This is a genomic window from Streptomyces sp. NPDC004539, from assembly GCF_040610055.1.
Classification (GTDB): domain Bacteria; phylum Actinomycetota; class Actinomycetes; order Streptomycetales; family Streptomycetaceae; genus Streptomyces.
The window spans coordinates 14,112-28,118 of the sequence record NZ_JBEXLS010000052.1; the positions used below are offsets into that span (position 1 = coordinate 14,112).

13 protein-coding genes are annotated in these 14,007 nt (G+C 72.8%); 4 read left to right on the top strand and 9 right to left on the bottom strand.

The genetic code is table 11. From position 1 onward, the window contains the following. The first annotated feature begins 1 nt into the window (after position 1). Genes ABZX85_RS49065 through ABZX85_RS49075 form a run of 3 tightly spaced genes read left to right on the top strand, consistent with a single transcriptional unit; the run spans position 2 to position 2,894 of the window. Positions 2-1,276 (top strand): type I-E CRISPR-associated protein Cas7/Cse4/CasC, encoded by a 1,275-nt coding sequence (locus ABZX85_RS49065; RefSeq protein ID WP_355884914.1) that lies wholly within the window; start codon positions 2-4, stop codon positions 1,274-1,276. After that, on the top strand, positions 1,273-2,124 hold the full coding sequence (gene cas5e / locus ABZX85_RS49070) for a type I-E CRISPR-associated protein Cas5/CasD (protein ID WP_355884915.1): 852 nt from the start codon (positions 1,273-1,275) through the stop codon (positions 2,122-2,124). Before ABZX85_RS49065 ends, cas5e begins: the two co-directional genes overlap by 4 nt. Then, entirely contained in the window at positions 2,121-2,894 is a 774-nt protein-coding gene (locus ABZX85_RS49075; protein WP_355884916.1) for a type I-E CRISPR-associated protein Cas6/Cse3/CasE, read from the top strand. Before cas5e ends, ABZX85_RS49075 begins: the two co-directional genes overlap by 4 nt. On the opposite strand, the gene ABZX85_RS49080 is transcribed toward ABZX85_RS49075, so the two are convergent. The 5 genes from ABZX85_RS49080 to ABZX85_RS49100 form a co-directional block, all read right to left on the bottom strand. Beyond that, entirely contained in the window at positions 2,842-3,864 is a 1,023-nt protein-coding gene (locus ABZX85_RS49080) for an ABC transporter permease (RefSeq protein WP_355884917.1), read from the bottom strand. The two genes, ABZX85_RS49075 and ABZX85_RS49080, sit on opposite strands and share 53 nt — an antisense overlap. A gap of 2 nt (positions 3,865-3,866) precedes the next feature. Continuing rightward, positions 3,867-5,384, bottom strand: a complete 1,518-nt coding sequence (locus tag ABZX85_RS49085) for a sugar ABC transporter ATP-binding protein (protein WP_355884918.1) — start codon at positions 5,382-5,384, stop codon at positions 3,867-3,869. Between the two features lie 11 nt (positions 5,385-5,395). After that, positions 5,396-6,439: a sugar ABC transporter substrate-binding protein gene (locus ABZX85_RS49090; RefSeq protein ID WP_355884919.1), complete on the bottom strand. Its 1,044-nt coding sequence runs from the start codon at positions 6,437-6,439 to the stop codon at positions 5,396-5,398. Positions 6,440-6,615: 176 nt separating this feature from the next. Continuing rightward, positions 6,616-8,016: an amidohydrolase family protein gene (locus tag ABZX85_RS49095; RefSeq protein ID WP_355884920.1), complete on the bottom strand. Its 1,401-nt coding sequence runs from the start codon at positions 8,014-8,016 to the stop codon at positions 6,616-6,618. Continuing rightward, on the bottom strand, positions 8,013-9,224 hold the full coding sequence (locus ABZX85_RS49100; protein ID WP_355884921.1) for a CoA transferase: 1,212 nt from the start codon (positions 9,222-9,224) through the stop codon (positions 8,013-8,015). Before ABZX85_RS49100 ends, ABZX85_RS49095 begins: the two co-directional genes overlap by 4 nt. Before the next feature lie 47 nt (positions 9,225-9,271). Here ABZX85_RS49100 and ABZX85_RS49105 point away from each other — a divergent pair, with 47 nt between their 5' ends. Further along, positions 9,272-10,276 carry an enoyl-CoA hydratase/isomerase family protein gene (locus ABZX85_RS49105; RefSeq protein WP_355884922.1) on the top strand — a complete coding sequence of 335 codons (1,005 nt, stop codon included), beginning with the start codon at positions 9,272-9,274 and terminating at the stop codon, positions 10,274-10,276. Between the two features lie 34 nt (positions 10,277-10,310). Here ABZX85_RS49105 and ABZX85_RS49110 read toward each other — a convergent pair whose 3' ends face one another. From ABZX85_RS49110 to ABZX85_RS49125, 4 genes are read right to left on the bottom strand one after another with little or no spacing between them, the layout of a single operon-like run. Beyond that, on the bottom strand, positions 10,311-11,189 hold the full coding sequence (locus tag ABZX85_RS49110; RefSeq protein WP_355884923.1) for an SDR family oxidoreductase: 879 nt from the start codon (positions 11,187-11,189) through the stop codon (positions 10,311-10,313). Next, the gene (locus tag ABZX85_RS49115) at positions 11,186-12,139 is read right to left on the bottom strand and encodes an acyl-CoA dehydrogenase family protein (RefSeq protein WP_355884924.1); all 954 of its coding nucleotides are present in this window, start codon (positions 12,137-12,139) and stop codon (positions 11,186-11,188) included. The genes ABZX85_RS49110 and ABZX85_RS49115 overlap by 4 nt, the downstream gene beginning before the upstream one ends. Positions 12,140-12,143: 4 nt before the next feature. After that, positions 12,144-13,268 (bottom strand): acyl-CoA dehydrogenase family protein, encoded by a 1,125-nt coding sequence (locus ABZX85_RS49120; protein WP_355884925.1) that lies wholly within the window; start codon positions 13,266-13,268, stop codon positions 12,144-12,146. Beyond that, complete coding sequence (locus ABZX85_RS49125) at positions 13,268-14,005, bottom strand: enoyl-CoA hydratase family protein (RefSeq protein ID WP_355884926.1); 738 nt, start codon at positions 14,003-14,005, stop codon at positions 13,268-13,270. The genes ABZX85_RS49120 and ABZX85_RS49125 overlap by 1 nt, the downstream gene beginning before the upstream one ends. Positions 14,006-14,007: the final 2 nt, after the last annotated feature.

Here is a 14,007-nt window from a genome sequence, read left to right on the forward strand (position 1 = left end):
CGTGAGCACCCCCGACCGCCCTCCGTTCCTCTCCCTCCACCTCCTGGAAACCCTCGTCGCCGTCCTCCCCGTCCGCGACGAGAACGGCTCCCCGAAAAGCATCGTGTACGGAGGAGTGGAGCGTCACCTCATCACCAGTCAGGCGCGGCGCAGGGCCGAGCGGATGTACTCGCGGGACCGGGCGAACGAGGGGAAGGGGCCGCTCGTCGGGTACAGCATGGGGGTGCGGACGAGGGAGTGGGCGCTGAAGACGGCCGACGCGCTGGAGAGCAGGCACGGTTGGGACGGGGAGCGGGCGCTGGCCACCGCGCGTTCCGTGCTTCAGGCGACGGGGCTGAAGTTCGGGGACTCGGCGAAGCCGACCGTGGCGGATCTGACGAAGGTGCTGGTGTTCGCGCCGGCCGACGCGGGGGAGCGGATCGCGGACCGGCTGGCGGAGTGCGAGGAGGAGATCACGGCGTGGGCGGCCGAGTACCAGGCGGTCGAGGAGCGGCTGAAGCGGGCGAAGGGGCTCAAGTCCCCCGCTGCGGAGAAGGGGCCCAGGCTCCCCGGCCTGGAGAAGGACACGCGGAACGCCGTCCTGACCGCTCTCGCCCCCCGGGACGCCATCGACATCGCCCTGTACGGCCGTTTCCTCGCCGAGATCGCCGACTCCCCGAACGTGGACGGGGCGATCCAGAGCGGGCACGCCTTCACCGTGCACGAGGCGGAGACGACCGACGACTTCTACGCGGCGGCGGACGACGCGAAGATCGACCGGAGGAACAACGCGCTGGACTTCCTGGACACGGCGGACGACGCGGGCGCCGGGATGACGGGGTACCAGTCGCTGATCTCGGGGACGTTCTACCGGCACGCGGTGCTGGACCGGCGGACCCTGCTGAGCAACCTGCGGGCGGCGGGAATGCCGGAGGCGGACGCCGAGGTCGCGGCGCGGGCCGCGGAGGCGGAGTTCGTGGACGCGTTCGTGCACGCGTTTCCGCAGGCGAAGAAGAACTCGACGGCGTCCACAGGGTCGTTGCCCGTATTGGTGCTGGCCTTCGAGGGGGACCGGCCCTTCAACTACGGCGGCGCCTTCCAGAAGCCGGTCGACGAGACCGCCGGGCCGGCGGGGGAGAGTGCGGTGCGGAAGCTGATGGACCATCACCGGTTCGTGCGGAGCAAGCGGGACGACATCACCGAGGGCCGGGTCCTGACGTACGACCCGGCCGTCCACGCCGTCCTGCGGGAACTCGGTGTCCAGGACGTCGACTCCGTCCAGGACCTGACCCGGTGAGCCCCCACACACTCCTGATCCGCCTCGCCGGGCCCCTCCAGTCCTGGGGCACCCTCTCCCGCTTCGCCGCCCGCAGGGACACCCACAACCGGCCCGCCAAATCCGCGGTGATCGGCATGTGCGCGGCGGCACTCGGCCTCGAACGCGACCAGGAACTCGGCGAGTTGGCCGCCGTGCGGTACGGAGTGCGCGCCGACCACCCCGGCACCCCCACCCGCGACTACCACCTCGTCGGAGCGGGCCGCTTCCCGATCCGGCCGCGTGACGTCCTCACCGACCACCGCAGAGCCGCCGCCCTCGCCCCGACCATGGCGGACGCCGAAGGCGACACGTTCGGGCACCACACGCTCGACGACTGGTACGGCGCCCCGAAGTACATCGCCACCGACCCCGAGTCGGGCGCCCTGGTGTCAAAACAGCTCGCCCGCAACGGACTTGTCACCGAACGCTGGTACCTCGCCGACGCGGCGTTCGTCGCCGCGCTCCAGCACGAGGACGCCGGCCTGCTCCGCACGGTCGCGACGGCACTCGAACACCCCGCCCGCCTCCTGTGGCTGGGCCGCAAGTCCTGCCCGCCCTCCGGCACGCTGACCGGCCCCCTCCACCGACACGCCACCATCCACGAGGCGTTCAGCGCGACGGCTCTCCTCGACGCCGACGGCCTCACCCCGGAACCCCGGCCCTGGGCATGGATCGAGGCCCACCCGAGCACCCCCGGCGCCGCCCCCGTCCAGGACCAGCCCGTCAGCTTCGACGCCGACACCCCCGTACACAGCACACGGTGGGAGATCCGCACCCGGATCACCATCGACGACAACCCCACCGAGTGGAAGGCGCTGATCCGATGACGGCCCGTTTCGTCGCCACCCACAGCATCCTCAGCCTCGACACCGACCACCCGTACACGGCCAAGTCCCTCATCGACGCCCAGGACATGCACCGCACGGTGATGAGCGGATTCCGGGGCTGGGGCACGGACGGCGACCCCGACGCGCGCGCCCAGATGGGCGTGCTGTCGACGTGGACCGTGGACCTCAGGGCGGGCGTCCTCGTCCTGGTCGTCCAGTCGAGGGTCCCCGGCGACTGGGCGGGCATGCCGCGCGGCGCGCTCACCAGGAAACCGCACGTCATCACCGTCGACCGGACGTTCCGCAGCGGCGACACCCTGACGTTCCGGACGGTCGTGAACCCGACGTACAGCCGCCAGAGCGGCCCGCCGGGCGACCGCCCCCGGGGCCGCCGTACCCCGCACACCCGCCCGGACCACGTCCGCGCCTGGTTCCTGGACCGCCTCCAGCCGCCCGGCCAACCTCAGCGGTCCCCCGGCGGAGTCCCCCGCATCGGGGCGACCGCCGACCCCGAGGCGCTGTCCGTACGGATGCTCCCCGCCGCCTCCAGCGCGGGCCCGCACGAGGGGCTGCGGCTCGCGCGCGCCGAGATCCGGGGCACGCTCACGGTCACCGACCCGGCCGCGCTGGTGACGGCGCTGAGTCAGGGCGTCGGGCGCGGACGGGCGTACGGCTGCGGGCTGTTGCTGACCCGCGACGCCCGAGACATCCGAGACGTCACTCCTGCTTCTCCCCCGACGCGAACCGGGACACGATCAGCGCCACGATGATGATGACCCCGTTGAGGAACTGGTTCCACAGCGGCGGCACCCCCGCCAACGTCATGACGTTCACGACGAGTTGAAGGGTGAGGACGCCGGTGAGGGCGCCGAACACGGAGCCCTTGCCGCCGTTGAGGCTGACCCCGCCGATCACGGTCGCCGCGAACACCTGGAAGATCCAGCCGCTGCCCTGAGTCGCGGAGATGGACCCGTAGTGCCCGCTGTAGAGGATTCCGGCGAACGCGGCGAGGACGCTCCCGGTGATGAGCACGGTCCACACGATGCGGTCGACCCGGATGCCCGCCGTCCGGGCGGCTTCCTGGTTCCCGCCGATCGCGTACAGCGCGCGCCCGTGCCGCAGCCACGAGAGGGCGCACCCGCCGAGCGCGAACAGCACGCCGCACACCCAGACGGCGGCGGGCAGTCCGAGCCACGACGTCCGTCCGAGATAGGTGAACGACGGCGGCAGGTCGACGATCGACTGCCCCTCGGAGATGGCGACCTGAAGCCCGCGCAGCATGGTGAGGGCGCCGAGCGTGACGATGAACCCGTTGAGCCGCAGCTTCAGGATCAGGAACCCGTTCACCGCCCCGATCACCGCGCCCACCAGCAGGCACAGCGGTATCGCCGTCCACCCCGGCAGCAGACCGACCCCGTGGAAGCGGCCCCCGCTCGACGGCAGCACCAGCCACACCGCGATGACCGGCGCCACCCCGATCGTCGACTCCAGCGACAGGTCCATGCGGCCGGCGATCAGGATGAACGTCGTCGCCAGCACCAACAGGCTGAGCTCCGTGGACTGCTGGAGCACCCCGATCAGGTTGTCGGAGGTGAGGAACGCGGGCGAGACGATGAACCCGATCAGCATCAGCACGAGAATGACGGGTACGAGCGACAGGTCGCGGAAACGGCCCAGATCGAGCCGGCCGCGGCGGGCCGACCCGGCGGGCGCCGGCGTCACTTCGGTGGTCGCGGACATGGTTACCTCCCCAGGGCGTCGGCGACGCCCTCCATGGCGGCGACGATCTCCTCGTCGCGCCAGCCCGGCGCGAACTCGGCGACCACTCGCCCGTGGAACATGACGACGACCCGGTCGCACACCCGCAGATCGTCCAGCTCGTCGGAGACGATCAGCGCGGCCCTGCCACCGTTGGCGATCCCCCGGACCGTGCCGAGCAGGAACTCCTTGGACTTGACGTCCACCCCGTTGGTCGGGCGGATCGCCACCAGCACCTCCGGATCGGTGGCGAGCGCCCGCGCGACGACCACCTTCTGCTGATTGCCGCCCGACAGCGCGGCGACCGGCGTCGAGGCGCTCGGCGTCTTGATGTCCAGCCCCCGGATCACCCGCCCCGCGAACTCCCGGGTCCGCGACGGCAGTACGGTCCCGAACGGCCCGAGCTGATCGGTGACCGTGAGCGTCGCGTTCTCGGCGACACTCCGCCCGGCGACCAGCCCCTGCGCATGCCGGTCCTCGGGCACCAGCCCCACCCCGGCGGCCAGCGCCGACGGCACACTCCCGGTCCGTACGACCCGACCGCGCACCGCGATCCACCCGGTGCGCGCCCTGTGCAGCCCGGCGATCGCCTCGCCCACCTGCACGTTCCCGCTCGCGGCCGACCCGGCGAGCCCGACGACCTCACCGGACCGCACGCTCAGCGAGAGCCCCTCGCAGACACCGGGAAGCGTCAGACCTGAGACGTCCAGCAACTCGGTGGAAGCGGTTGCCGCCGCTTTCCGCACGGCCGCCACCGGCGCCGCGGACTCGCCCGTCATCGCCTCCACCAGCTCCCGATGCCCCAGCGAGGCCACCGGAGCGGTCAGGACGTGCGTCGCGTCCCGGTACACCGTGACCGTCGTGCAGAGGTCGTACACCTCCTGGAGGTGATGCGAGATGAACAGGAACGCGACGCCCTGCTCGCGCAGTTCACGGAGTTTCGTGAACAGCCGGGTGATGCCCCGCGCGTCGAGCTTCGCCGTCGGCTCGTCGAGAATGATGAACCGGGCGCCGAACGACAGGGCCCGCGCGATCTCCACGAACTGCCGCTGCTCGACCGAGAGTTGGCCCGCCCGTGCGGCGGGGTCCACGTCGACCCCGTACTCGGTCAGCAACTCCTGCGCCCGCTCCCGCAGTCGACGCCAGCGGATGGGCCGCAGCGCGCTGTCGCTCTGCCGGTTCAGGAAGAGGTTCTCGGCGACCGTCAACTCGTCGAGGATCGTGGACCGTTGGTAGACGCAGGCGACCCGGGAACGCCACGCCGCGAGGTCGCCCGGCGCGGGGGCCGGACGGCCCGAGAAGCGCAGGGTGCCCGCGTCGGCGCGCTGGAGGCCGGTCAGCAGGGAGACGAGCGTCGACTTGCCCGCGCCGTTGCGGCCGACGAGGGCATGGGACTCGCCCGGGGCGACGGAGATGTGCGCGTCGCGCAGGGCGACCGTCGCCCCGAACCGTTTGGAGACGCCGACGGCCTCGGCCACCGGGGAGGTGGTGATGTCGTTCATGGACGTGCCTCTCAGCCGATGCTGTTGCCCCAGAGGGCGGCGTCGTCGACGTTCGCCTTGGTCACCAGGGGAGCGGGCAGCTGGTCCTCGAGTCCGTTCGGAATCTTGATGATCGTCGAGCCGTGGTCGGTCGCACCCGGCGCGAACGTCTTCCCCTCGGTCGCCGCCTTCGCGTAGTACAGCGCGTACTTGGCGTACAGGTCGGCGGGCTGCGAGACCGTCGCGTCGATCTGGCCCTTGCGGATCGCGTCGAACTCCTGCGGGATGCCGTCGTTGGAGACGATGCTGATGTGCCCCGGCTGCCCGGCCGGCTTGAGCAGCTTCTTCTGTTCGAGGAGGGCCAGGGTCGGCTGGAGGAACACCCCGCCCGCCTGCATGTAGATGCCGTTCAGGTCCGGGTGCTGGGCCAGGAGGGACTGGAGCTTCGCGGAGGCGACGTCACCCTTCCAGTCCGTCGGCAGCTCGAACACCTCGATCTTCGGGAACTTCGTCTTCATGCACTCCGCGAACGCCTCCGAGCGGTCCCGCCCGTTGATGGAGTCCAGCGCGCCCTGCAACTCGGCGACCTTCCCCTGCCCCTTGAGCTGCTGCCCCAGGAACTCGCACGCCTTCGTGCCGTACGCCCGGTTGTCCGCGCGCACCACCATGTAGACGTCACCCTTGTCGGGCCGGGTGTCGACGCTGACCACGGGGATCTTCGCCGCCGCGAGACTGTCCAGCGTGGACGCGATCGCGCCCGTGTCCTGCGGGGCCATCACCACCGCCTTGGCACCCGTGTTGCGGAACACCTGGACGTTCGCGACGAGTTTGGTCACGTCGTTCTGCGAGTTGCTCAGCGGCAGCGCGTCGATGCCGTCGGCCGTGATGTCCTTCTTGAGGTACTGCGCGTAGGAATTCCAGAAGTCGGAGTCGGAGCGCGGCAGATCGATCCCGATGGCGGACTTCCCGCCGGTCGAGGACGAGTCCGAGCTCTCGCGGTTGCAGGCGGTCGAGAGAGCGAGCACCGCGAGGACGGCGGTGGCGGCGGCGGTCGAGCGGATACGAGCGGGCTTCATTGGCCGTGTTCTCCCCTGAGCCGTGATTCCTCCGATGTATCTCGGAATGCCGAGGACGTTACGATGCCGTCGCCCGCAGTGACAAGAGGCCGGTCGGCTTCAATTCGGCTACCGTGACGGAACGTTTGGGGAGCTGGGGCGCATAGACGCGGGGACACACGCCTTTGAACGCGCTTTCACCACACATCCGATGACTGTCCCGCGATGAAGGTACGCCGCACGAACTCCGCGGACAGCCCCGACAGCGCCTCGGCCAACGGCACCCGGAGCAGCACGAGATCGGCCGCAACCCCCGGCACCACCCGCGCCGGGGCCGCGCCGGGGGAGCGTGCCAGATACCCCGCGAGCGCCCGCGCCCCCGAGACCCGCTCACCCGCCCCGACCACCCTCCCGTCCGGCGCCCGCCGCTCCACCGCCGCCCGCATCACCGCCCACGGGTCCAACGGCCCGTACGGCGCGTCACTCGACAGCGCGACCCCCACCCCGGCCGCCAGGAACGAGGCACACCGGTACAGACAGCCGTGCTGCCCGGCCGGCGTCCCGTCCAGAAAGACGTCCCCCCGGTCCGCGAGAAACCCCGGCTGCGTGACGACGCTCAGCCCCAGACCCCGTACGACGCCGAGGGCGCTCTCGGGGACCAGCGCCGCGTGTTCGAGACGGTCACCAGGGAGGGGGCCGGCCTGCTGGAGGGCGGCGAGGAGGAGGGCGAGGGAGACGTCGGTGACGGTGTGGACGGCGACCGGGCGGGCACGGAGGTGAGCCTCGGTGATCTCGGCGACGAGGTCGGGGAGGGCGGGGAGGGCGGAGTCGGGTAGGACGATCTTCCAGGGGGCGTGGGCTTGGAGGGGGTGTGTCTGGAGCGTCCGGGCCGCCGAAGGGGTGTGTGTTCCAGCGGCCCCCGTTCCCAAGGGCGCCCCGAGCATCAGCAGCCGCTGAGGGAGCCGCCCGCTCGCCCTCTCCTCGGCCAGCGCCGCGACCGTGTCCGCCGACAGACGCGGCGTCGCGTCGGTGACCCCCGTGATCCCGTACCGCGCCAGCCGCCGCCCCACCTCCGCCAGCGACGGCGGAGCCTCCCGGGGCAGCCGCTCCCGCAACCAGCCGTCCGCCCGCCACAGCCGCCCCGTCGGCCGCCCCTCCGCGTCCCGCTCGACCCCCGGATGATCGGCACCGGCGAGCCCGACCGCCTCACCCGCACGGGAGTTGAGCACCCACAGCGCCCCACTGCGATGCTGCACCCGCACCGGTACCTCCCCGCGCAGCGCGTCCAGCGCCGCCCCGTCGAGATCACCGTCGTACCCCACCCCCCTGATCCACCCCCACCGGTCAGGCACCGCCGACCGCAGCGCCTCCACACCCCGCCCCCCGCACTCCACCGACGCGAAGGCCGCCGCCGACGCGAACAGATGGAGATGGTGATCGGTCAACCCCGGCAACAGCGCCCCGCCTCGCGCCTCCACCACCTCCTCACCGGACTCCCGCGCCAGCCGGGCACCGAGCCCGACGACGATCCCGCCCCGGACCCGAACGTCACACAGTCGCCCGTCGACCTCGGCACCCCGGACGAGCACCCCCGTCACGGCACACCGATCCCCAACTCGCCCAGCACGCGCGCGGTATCGGCGCCACTGGCCGGGGCGGCGGCGGTCGGCCGATGCGGGCGCGGTCGGGGAGAGGACAGCGGAAACACGCCGCAGCCGCCGTCCACCGCCCACCCCTCGCCGTCCGGCGCCCGCACCACCCGCCCCTCCCCACCCGGCACCGCGAGGCACGCCGACACCACGTCCCCCATCGCCACATCCCACAGCACACCCCCCGCCGACTCCGACAGCACCAGCGCCGCCGCCAGCATCCCCGTCAGCGGATCGGCGATCGCGTCCCCCACGAACACCGGCAACCCCTCCCCGTCGACCGCCACCAGCCCCCGTCCCGCCGCCACGTCGTCCCCGAACCCCACCCGCCCGGACGCCCGCCCGTACGCCGTGATCGACACCCACACGCACCCCCGAGCCACCTCGGCCGCCGCGTCCAGCCCGAACCCGGCCAGGGCGCGCGGCCGGGACGCCTCGATCACCACGTCGGCGCGCGCCACCAACTCCCGCAGCGCCGAACGCCCTTGAGGGATGCCGGGGTCGAGGACGACGGACTCGTGCCCGGCGTGGAGGAGGTCGTAGAAGGCGCCCTCGCCGAACCGGGCGCCGTCCGGGCGGGACGGGGTCTCGACCTTGACGACGCGGGCGCCGGCCGACCCCAGCAGGTGCGCGCAGAGCGGACCGGCCCACAGGGCGCTGAAGTCGACGACCAGGAGACCGTCCGCCGAGCGGGGACGCCCCGGCAGCGGGCAGAGCCGGTCGGGGCGGGGTGTCACCGATCCGCCCGCGAGGCCGAGGAGTTCGACGCGTGCGTCGAGTTCGGCGCCGGAGTGGGCGGCCAGCCAGGACGCCAACTCCCTTTCGCCGAAGGCGTTCCCGATCAGCGCGCCCCACAGGAGCGGGTCGTCCGGGCGGGCCACGGACACCGCCGCCCAGCCGTCCCGCGTGGGCAGCAGCCGGCAACTGCCGCCCACCGAACGGCGTCCGCGCCGCCCACGGCCGTGCAGCGCGGCCCGTTCGGAGAGCAGTGCGGCGCCGTCCAGCCGGGCTCCGCCCGCAGCCGCGATGTGATCGGTGAGCCGGGACGCGAAGGTCGCTGCGCCGCCGGGCGGGAGCAGCGGCGGCCCCTCGGCGTGACCGGTGAGCAGGGGCACCCCGCTGCGTGCCCAGTGGCGCACGTCGGACCGGTCGATCATGTCCGGATGCTAGACCGGGCGCCGCCCCGGCGACCACAGTGAACACCGTGATTTCTGTTGCCGACCTCGCGGCGGGCGCCGCCGACACGGACCTCCTCGACGAGGACGGACGCCCGCGGCGGCCCCTCCTCGCCGTGGACCTGGACCGGCCGGCGACCCCGGCCGAGGTGCGGGAGGCCGGACGCCGGGCGCGGGAGAGCGAACGGCTGCTGGTCGGGTGCGGGACGCGCGCCGAGCTGTGGGACGTGCTGGATCTGACCGTCGTAGGCGCGAAGACCCCGCACCCAGGGGTTGTCGTGGTCGAAGATCCCCTTGCCGAGGTGGAGTTGCTGCGGGAGCGGGCCGAAGGGCAGGCGCAGGCCGCGCTGATCCTCCGTCAACTCCTGCGCATGCAGCTGCCGGTGGGGCAGGCTCTGGAGGCGGAGTCCCTGGCGTACTCCACGCTGTTGGGAGGGGCCGGGTTCCGGGAGTGGCGGGCGGGCAGGGCGGTGCGGGCGGTGGTGTCGGCCGAGGAACCCGTGCTGGTGGACCGGGTGGGGGACCGGCTGCGGATCACGCTGAATCATCCCGCTCGCCGGAACGCCCACAGTGCGCGGATGCGGGACGCGCTGACTGCCGCCGTGGAACTGGCCGTTCGGGACGGGAGCATCCGGGAGGTGGTACTCGACGCGAACGGACCCGGGTTCAGTTCCGGGGGCGATCTGGACGAGTTCGGGACCGCCGGTGATCCGGCCATGGCTCATCTGGTCCGGACGAGCGCGGGGGCGGCGCGCCGGCTGCACGCCGTACGGGAGCGGCTCACGGCCCGGATTCACGGGCACTGCATCGGCGCCGGGATCGAACTCCCCGCCTTCGCCGGGCGGGTGGTGGCGGCGCCGGACACCCGGATACGGCTCCCGGAACTGGGGATGGGGCTGATCCCCGGCGCGGGCGGGACGGTGAGCGTGCCGCGTCGGATCGGACGGCACCGGACGCTGTATCTCGTGCTGTCCGGAAGGGAGTTGGACGCCGGGGGAGCACTGGAGTGGGGGCTGGTGGACCGGGTCGGCTAGAGACCGGGCCGTCGGCGGCTTCCGTGCGCGGCGGCTAGAACGTCCCGTACACGGCGGCCGGTTCGGGCGCCTTGGCCAGCAACTCCCCGACGGCCGCCCCCACTTCTCCCACCTCCCACCGGCGGTCCCGCTCCGCCCGAGGCCCGTGCCGCCACCCGTCCGCCACGCCGATTGTCCCGCCCTCGACCTCGAACACCCGCCCGCTCACCGCCCCCGACCCGGCCGACGCCAGCCACACCACCAGCGGGGACACGTTCCCGGGATGCATCGCGTCGAACCCGCTCTCCGGCGCCCGCATCCGCTCGGCGAACGCCTCGACCGCCTCCGTCATGGGCGTCCGCGCGGACGGCGCGATCGCGTTCACCGTCACCCCGTACCGGGCGAGTTCGGCGGCGGCGATGACGGTCAGCGCGGCGATCCCGGCCTTCGCGGCACCGTAGTTGCCCTGCCCGACACTCCCCGAAAGTCCGGCCCCGGAACTGGTGTTGACGATCCGCGCGGCCACCGGACGACCCTCCTTGGCGCACTCGCGCCAGTACGCGGCGGCGTGCCGCAGCGGCGCCGCGTGCCCCTTGAGGTCGACCTTGACGACCAGGTCCCAGTCCGCCTCCGTCATCGACACCAGCATCCGGTCCCGGTTCACGCCCGCGTTGTTCACGAGCGCGTGCAGCACCCCGAACTCCTCGACGGCCCGCCGCACCAACGCCTCCGCGTACCCCCAGTCGCTGACGTCCCCGAGATCCGCGACCGCCGTACCGCCGCTCGCGGTGATCTCGTCGACGACGGTCTTCGCCGCCTCGCCGAGATCGTTGACGACGACGGCGGCCCCCTCGGCGGCCAGCGCGAGCGCGTGCGCGCGCCCGAGGCCCTGGCCCGCGCCGGTGACGACGACCACCCGGTCCTGACAGATCACGCCCTGCCTCCTCGGTTCCCGGAGAGCCCCAACCGCCGTGCGATCAGGGCCCGATGCTCCGCCGGACCACCCCAGTCCGCCGCCAACGCCCAAGCCCGCTTGGCGTACCGGTGCAACTCGTACTCCGTCGTGTACCCCATCGCGCCATGGGACTGGATCGCCGTGCGGGCGACCTCGCGGGCCGCCTCCGAGGCGAGGGCCTTCGCCGCCGACGTCCGGACGTCCGCGTCGGCCTGCCCGGCGGCCTGCGCCCACCCCGCGGCGAACACCGACGCCCGCGCGAACCGCACGGCGACCGCCGCGTCCGCCAGCGCGTGCTTGACGGCCTGGAACGAGCCGACCGGCACCCCGAACTGCTCCCGCTCCCGCACATAGGCCACGGTCAGCTCCAGCATCCGCCCCGCGAGGCCGACCAGCAGTCCGGCCGTCGCCAGCACCCCCCGCCGCCACACCGCATCGACCTCCGCCACCCCGTCGGCCAGCAGCACCCCGCCCCGGGACGGCACCCTCACCCGTGCCAACTCCCGCGAAGGATCGACCGAGTCGAGCGGCTCGATCCCCAACTCCTCGCGGGGGAAGAGCCGCAACCGATGACCGGTGCGGACGACGACGAGGTCCGCGCGAGCCGCGAAGGGAACCGGCGCCCCCTCCGCGAGCGAGACCGTCAGCAGCGCCGAACCGTCCAACACCGCCGCGGACACCGGCAGTTCCGCCAGCAACGGCGCTCCGGCCGCGATGGTCTCGGCGGCGGGCACCGGCACGCCACTGTGGCCCAGGACCTCCATCAGCGGCGGCAGACAGTTCTCGTCGAGGCCCGCCTCGGCCGGCACCAGCGCGCCCAGGACACCCACCTCGGCGAGTGCTCGCCAGACGTTGTCCCGCCGCTTGTCCAGCACCCCGAGCGCCGCCTCGGCGAGCGCCGCGTCCACCTCGGCCACGGAGAATCGCACCCGGTCACCTCCTGGGCAGCCCGAGCAGCCGCTCGGCGACGATGGTGCGCTGGATCTCGTTGGTGCCGGCGTAGATCGGCCCGGCCAGCGAGAACAGGAAACCCTTGCTCCACGGCCCCGCCAACTCGGCCTCCGGGCCCAGGAGTTCGGCGGCCGTCTCGTGGAGCCGGACGTCCAGCTCCGACCAGAACAGCTTGTTGAGGCTGGCCTCGGCGCCGACCTCGCGGCCGTCGGCGATCGCCGTGACCTGCTCCAGGGTGAACCACTGGTACGCCTGCGCGTCGATCCACGCCCGCACCACCGCGTCCTCGTGCGCGCCGGGTCCCCTCGACCGGGCCAGGTCGACCAGCCGGTCGGCGGTGTGGAGGAAACGTCCGGGGGAGCGGAGCGTCAGGCCCCGCTCGGAGCCCGTGGTGGCCATCGCGACCGTCCAGCCCTGGCCGACCTCGCCGAGCACGTCCGCGTCCGGGACGAACACGTCGTCGAGGAACACCTCCGCGAACCCCTCGTCCCCGTCGAGGCGTGGGAAGCCCCGGACGGTCACGCCGGGCGCGTCGAGGGGGAGCAGGAAGTAGGTGAGGCCACGGTGGCGGGCGGCCTCGGGGTCGGTACGGAAGAGACCGAAGAGGTGCGTGCAGAACGCGCCGCGCGTCGTCCACGTCTTGTGCCCGGTCAGCCGCCAGCCGCCCGGTGCGCGTACCGCACGGCTGCGGATCGACGCCAGGTCGCTGCCCGCCTCCGGCTCCGACCAGCCCTGCGCCCACAGGTCCTCGGCCGCCGCCATCCGGGGCAGGAACCGGGAGCGCTGCTCGGCGGTGCCGTACCGGAAGAGCGTCGGGGCCAGCAGGAAGACGCCGTTCTGGGTGACCCGCGCCGGGGCCCCCGCCCTGTAGTACTCCTCCTCGAAGATCAGCCACTCCCACAGCGACGCCCCGCGCCCGCCGTACTCCTCGGGCCACGACACCGCCGACCAGCGGGCCGCGAACAGCTCACGCTCCCAGCCGAGATGAGCGGCGAACCCCTCCCGCGTGTCCCCGGACGGCAGCGGCTCGGACGGCACATGCGCGGCCAGCCACCCCCGCGCCTCCCGGCGGAACGCCTCCTCCTCCGCACTCCAGGTCAGATCCATCAGTCACCGATCCCGAACCGCTCCTGCCGGGCCACACCCGACAGATTCACCTCGAACGTGAAACCCTGCTCGTAGCGGTAACTCCGCTTCACGTCCCACAGATCGATACCGTTGAACGCCTCCTTCGCCGCCCGGATCACCGCCGGATGCTTCCCGGCGATCTCGCCGGCCACCTCCAACGCCCGCCCACGCAACGACGGTTCGGGGACGACGTCCAACACCGACCCGTAGCCGTGCAGTTCGGCGGCCGAAGCCGTCGCGCACGTGTACATCATGGCCCGCGCCCGGTGCGCCGGCACGAGCCGCGAGAGATGGGTGCCCGCGCCCAGCGCGCCCCGGTCCACCTCGGGCAGCCCGAAGTACGCGTCGTCCGAGGCGAGCACGATGTCCGCGTTGCCGGCCAGCCCGACCCCGCCGCCCAGACAGAACCCGTGCACCGCCACCACGACCGGCACGGCACAGTCGTACACGGCGGCGAAGGCGGCGAAGCAGGCGCGGTTCACCTCGACGATCGCGCCCTCGGCCCGCAACTCCTTGATGTCCACACCGGCGTTGAAGCCGCGCCCCTCCGCGCGCAGGACGACGACCCGCACGGCGGGATCGCGGCCGAGACCGGTCAGGGTCTCCGCGAGGGCGTACCAGCCCGCCACGGGAAGGGCGTTGACCGGCGGACGGTCGACGACGACCTCCGCGACACCCCGCCCGTCGACGGTCGTCGTGATGAACTCGGCACCCATGG